This window comes from Fluviicola sp. (genome assembly GCF_030151805.1).
Lineage (GTDB): Bacteria > Bacteroidota > Bacteroidia > Flavobacteriales_D > Crocinitomicaceae > Fluviicola.
The window spans coordinates 1-5112 of sequence record NZ_JASLCN010000409.1; the positions used below are offsets into that span (position 1 = coordinate 1).

The following is a 5112-nucleotide window of genomic DNA, read 5'->3' on the forward strand; positions in this document are numbered from 1 at the left end:
ATTCTGTCAACCCTGCTTCGTTTGCCTTACAAACTCCGCGTTCGGTAATTAAAGCTGTAACCAAACGGGCCGGCGTTACGTCAAAGCCGTAATTACTGGCTTCCGTTGTTTCGGGACAAATCAATACTTCATCCAACTGGCCTGAAACTTTGCTTTTTCCTACCACATAACGCACTTCGTCCTGGTTGCGCTGTTCGATCGGAATTTCTTTCAATCCGTCACGAATCGTCATATCCAGCGTTGTTGACGGCAATGCCACGTAAAAAGGAATTTGATTATCATGTGCCGCCAATGCTTTCAGGTATGTTCCGATTTTATTCGCCACATCTCCGTTTCGGGTTGTGCGGTCCGTTCCAACAATACATAGATCAACCATTCCGTGCTGCATCAAATGTCCGCCCTGATTATCCACGATCAGCGTATGCGGAACACCGTGGCGGGTTAATTCGTAACAGGTCAGATTCGCACCTTGCAAACGCGGACGGGTTTCATCCACCCACACATGTACTTTGATTCCTTTTTGCAAAGCCTGGTAAATCGGTGATGTGATTGTTCCCCACTCGATACAGCCCAACATTCCGGCATTGCAATGAGTCAGAATATTGACAACTTCTCCGTTTTTCTTTTTGGAAATCGCTTCAATCAACGGCAAACCGTGAACTCCGATCATACGGCATGTTTCAACGTCATCTTCTACGATCTGCGCTGCTTCTTTCCATGCTGTTTCAACAACGTTATCTGCATTTTCCAATGCTTTTTTCATTCGGTCCAAAGCCCAGAACAAATTCACAGCCGTCGGTCTTGAAGCTCGCAGATCAGCAAAAGCCTGGTTCATATCTGCTCCTTCACGTGCAGCCAGGTAAATTCCATAAGCAGCAGTTGCACCGATCAAAGGAGCCCCGCGAACCACCATATCTTTGATTGCCCGTTCCGCATCTTTATAGGAAGTCAATTTTTCAACGACCCATTCGTGTGGTAGTTTTCGTTGATCAATCACTTCTACATCCTTCTCTTCCGTTGTCCAAATCGTTCTAAATGCACTCATAAACCAAATTTCTGACGCAAAATTAATCTATTTGAGACAAATCCACCGACTACGAATGCATTTTCAGAACTTTAAACCGCAAGAATTAATGTGAAACAATCAGTTTCTTAACAGTTGTTCCGGATTCGTTTGAAACATGTAAAAAGTAAACTCCGCCTGGCCAGGAAGAACAATCTATCTTTCCGGATTGATTCAAATTAACATCCACTTGTTCTCCGCTCACATGAAAGAGTGAAAAAGATTCGTTGCCCGTTAACCCGTCGATCACGAAATTCGAATTGGCAGGATTCGGAAACAACGAAAACGAATTTTTCTGTTCATTCAATCCCAAACTTCCATCCAAAGAAACATCGTCAACAATAAAACGCGTTCCAAAAGTGGGTTCATTACCCGGAGTAGCTGTAGCGAAAGCGATCGCAATGTTTTCCACCGGTCTCACTTCCGAATACACAATTGATGCACTTGCTAAAGTATAATTACTGACGGTTCCACCCAATGTCAGAACAGCTTCCCCGATTTGAATTCCATCCGAATCATACATCGTTGCAATTGCTTGTGCCGAATCGGAAGCGAGTGGAAAATACTTGTAGTAAAAACTAAATGTTTCAGGCAAAATAGGACTTACGGGAATAGAGGTCACAAAACCAATGTCGTAAGTATCTGTTCCTGATAAAAAAGCACCGCCTGCAATTCCTACATTCGATGTAACATTGAATGCATTCCGCATTTCAAGTGCATATTGACCTGAATGAGCATCGGTTGTAGGAAGATAAAGTGCATGATTCGGACTATCAAAAACAATGGAATCTCCGTGTGATTCTCCGGTAGAATCGATCCAGATAACGGTTAAAAATGATTTAGACCATTGGCTGACATTGTTATCAGCATTCAATGTTTCAAATCCATTATTCGGAATTTGTGCTTGGAGCGAAAAACTCAGCACTCCAAATGCCATAAGAGTAAGTAGTCTTTTCATAACGATCAATTTAGTGAGCATTTAACTTAAGACGTAGTTTTAATGCGAAACGACCATTCGCTCCACAAAATTTCCTTTCGAATCGGAAATAAAAACCAGGTAAATGCCGTTTTTCCAGCCTGAACAATCAATTTGATGCGCTGCATTTTGTGTAAACCCGATTGCATTGCCGTTCAGATCTGTAATCGATAAAACCGAATTTTCTTCCACATTTTTAATAGAAAAACAAGTGTTCGACGGATTTGGAGATAATTGAATTTTATCTGATTTATTTTCTCCAACAGAAAGATCGGCTTCATCAATAAAAGTGACCGAAACACACTGCTTATTGTTTACTAATACCGGATCCGAGATCGGATTTGTTCTGTTTACCGGTTTTCCGTATACACATAATTCGCCCGGTTCACCATTAAACCCGGCAGAAAACCCAATGGTATGAGTAGCTGTAAAACTTTGTCCCTGGAAATATGGAATTCCGGTATAAATAGCAGCACTTCCGGCACCAAACGACAATGGTATACTATCAGTAAAACCATCTATATAAACAATGATATAGTAATAAACGGAATCTGCGGCTTCTAAAGTTTCAGTTCCCGCATTCGAAACCTCTCCGGTAAAGTCAATCGGGCCTTCGGTAATGATAAAATCACCGTCCGAATGTGACGTAACTTCCAGTTGTAAATCAACGGAACGTTGCGCATTCGCTAAAAAGCAAAGTGAAATGATGCTCAGTGAAAGTAGTGTTCTTTTCATAGTGATGTAGTTTAAATTTGGCCTTCCGCTTATCGGATCAGCGAAACCAAACTACTGAAAATCAAAACTACTCTCCACTACAAAATCGTGTATTGTATACGCGATTGATTCTTCTGTATTTATTCGAACGTAATCTCTTCAAACGAGTGAGCAAAGGCGCTCCAAACTTGCTGTGTACCAGCCCTAACCAGTTGAATGGTTTGAAGCCCTTTGGAATCGGCTGCCTGCAATTCTTCAACGATATCACTTAAAAACAGGATTTCTGCAGGATTCACATCCAGAATATCGGCAATTTTCGCATAGGTGTCTGCTTCCCGTTTTCCACCGGTGTTGGTATCGAAATAATTGGAGAAACAAGGTGTCAAATCCCCGGAAACACTGTAACCGAAAATGAGTTTTTGTGCCGGAACAGAACCGGATGAGAAAACCCCCAGGTTGATTCCCTGATCTTTCCATTTCTTCAGACAAGCGGCAACTTCCGGATAAACATGTCCTTTCAGGATTCCGTCTTTATATCCTTTGTCCCACAAAACTCCCTGTAAGGTTTTCAACGGTGTAATTTTACGGTCTTCAACACTCCACTGATGCAATTTTTCAATGATTTCATGGTCTGTGGAAAGTGTTTCACCATCTTCCGTTTTCGCAAGCTGAACGGTTTGTTCAAAAGCTTCTTTTACAATCGGGTTTTCCTTCAGTGTTAGCAAAGAGCTGATATTATTCCTGAAATAAGGAAACAATTCTTCTGCCACGAAAGAGATCGAAGAAGTTGTTCCTTCAATGTCTGTGAGAATATACCGGGGTTGTTTTAATGTCATTTTCGTCAATGTCTATAAGGGAATTCGTAATATTGCGAATTGACAAAATGACTAATTCGCAAATAATTAAATTCATTTTTTTGCAACTTTAAAATCTGCAAATCGCTTTTCCAGTTCAGACCCCGTATACTCCGGAATCCACCCACTCATGTCAATAAAAATACGAATTGCTTTTACAAAAGGATTTGCTTCTCCGGCATCGAACCAATGTTTCGTACCTTCAGGAACCGAAATCAAATCTCCTTTTTCACACAGCAGGTTAAAAACGGGCTCTGTTTCCAGATTAAACCAAAAAAGTCCTTCTCCATCCACAAAAAAGCGGATCTCATCTTCCGAATGCGTATGTTCTGCCAAAAATTTGGTGCGGATCGCCTCGTAATTTTCCGTCAGGTGATTGATGGTAATTACGTCAGCCGTTTGATAACCTCCTGCTTTCATGAACGGATTCAGATCCTTCGCATAAGCTTCCAAAATTTGTTCCGGCGTAGCATCATCCCGAAAAGCAACCGGTGCATCCCACTGATCAAAGAAGATTCCGCGGTCATTCATAAATTGTCTGATTTCACCTGCGTTGTGAATGGTTTTATTCAAATCAGGAATAGATAATATTGCCATGTGCTAACGTTATAAGAATAAAATGGAAACTGTGTTCCGTACAAAATTAAGATACTTTTTTCAAATGCACTCATTTAAACGACACTATTCTACTTGTTTTATAGACTAGTATTTCAGATCCTCTGATTCATCTTTCCGTCCTTTTTGTTCTCTTATTAAGTTTTCAGGCGTAAACTCAGCTGTTCCGGTATAAAACGAAAGATGTCAGGAATTTAATCTCCTGAAATAGTTCTTTCACTCGGATCGACACCTGCAAAATCCTTAAAAAAGGATAAATAATTTCCGATCCCTGTTCAGAATTTCTTTTCTTTGGTAATTCCAATTATAATACAAAGAGTTATGAAAGTATTCAACAAATCTATTCTGATGAGCACGCTGGCCGTTGGAATGCTGGCAGTGTCCTCTTGTAAACCCATTTATAAGTGCGGTGATCCGATTCCTGAGAAAAAACAAGGCGGAAAACGACTTCAGGCAGTTGTAACAGAACGTGATTCATTGTGTGGTTCTCTTGCAAACCAAAAATCAGTGAATGAGCAGCTTACTGCTGAAAACAACACCCTTCGCGACAGGCTCACCGGAGAGCAAGATATCAATCAAAACAAGTCCGCACAGCTGAGTCAAAAAGAGTTGGAACTTCAAAACAAGAATAAAGATCTTCAGAACAAAGACAAAGACCTTCAGGAAAAAGAACGCATGCTTCGCGAAATGCAGGCTATTATTGCGCGCCAGGACGAGCTGACGAAAAAACTGAATCAGACTTTACGTGATGCATTGGTTGGGTTTAACTCTGATGAGCTTACAATGGAAATTCGCGACGGGAAAGTATACGTTTCCATGTCGGATAAACTCCTGTTCAAATCCGGATCTACAACCGTTGAACCAAAAGGGGTTGATGCATTGAAAGCATT

5 protein-coding genes and 1 pseudogene are annotated in these 5112 nt (G+C 41.0%); 1 reads left to right on the forward strand and 5 read right to left on the reverse strand.

Annotated features, from left to right (window positions below; genetic code table 11):
• The 5 genes from mtnA to Q1V93_RS15425 all read right to left on the reverse strand — a co-directional run.
• A partial coding sequence (gene mtnA, locus Q1V93_RS15405) for an S-methyl-5-thioribose-1-phosphate isomerase (RefSeq protein ID WP_300665884.1) occupies positions 1–1045 on the reverse strand: 1045 nt, incomplete at its 3' end.
• Between the two features lie 85 nt (positions 1046–1130).
• A complete protein-coding gene (locus Q1V93_RS15410; protein ID WP_300665886.1) occupies positions 1131–2021 on the reverse strand; it encodes a T9SS type A sorting domain-containing protein in 891 nt (296 codons plus the stop codon).
• 39 nt (positions 2022–2060) lie between these two features.
• Positions 2061–2774 (reverse strand): T9SS type A sorting domain-containing protein, encoded by a 714-nt coding sequence (locus Q1V93_RS15415; RefSeq protein WP_300665887.1) that lies wholly within the window; start codon positions 2772–2774, stop codon positions 2061–2063.
• Positions 2775–2893: 119 nt separating this feature from the next.
• Positions 2894–3589 carry an acireductone synthase gene (gene mtnC / locus Q1V93_RS15420; RefSeq protein WP_300665889.1) on the reverse strand — a complete coding sequence of 232 codons (696 nt, stop codon included), beginning with the start codon at positions 3587–3589 and terminating at the stop codon, positions 2894–2896.
• Positions 3590–3661: 72 nt separating this feature from the next.
• A complete protein-coding gene (locus Q1V93_RS15425) occupies positions 3662–4204 on the reverse strand; it encodes a cupin (RefSeq protein WP_300665891.1) in 543 nt (180 codons plus the stop codon).
• A 339-nt stretch (positions 4205–4543) separates the two neighbouring features.
• On the opposite strand from Q1V93_RS15425, the pseudogene Q1V93_RS15430 reads away from it, so the two are divergent.
• Positions 4544–5112: pseudogene (locus tag Q1V93_RS15430) on the forward strand (flagellar motor protein MotB); the annotation flags it as partial.

What these genes read in the sequence shown, in the direction of transcription:
- mtnC (WP_300665889.1), bottom strand. Translation starts at nt 3,589, where the DNA reads ATGACATTAAAACAACCCCGGTATATTCTCACAGACATTGAAGGAACA.
- Q1V93_RS15410 (WP_300665886.1), bottom strand. Translation starts at nt 2,021, where the DNA reads ATGAAAAGACTACTTACTCTTATGGCATTTGGAGTGCTGAGTTTTTCG.
- Q1V93_RS15415 (WP_300665887.1), bottom strand. Translation starts at nt 2,774, where the DNA reads ATGAAAAGAACACTACTTTCACTGAGCATCATTTCACTTTGCTTTTTA.
- Q1V93_RS15425 (WP_300665891.1), bottom strand. Translation starts at nt 4,204, where the DNA reads ATGGCAATATTATCTATTCCTGATTTGAATAAAACCATTCACAACGCA.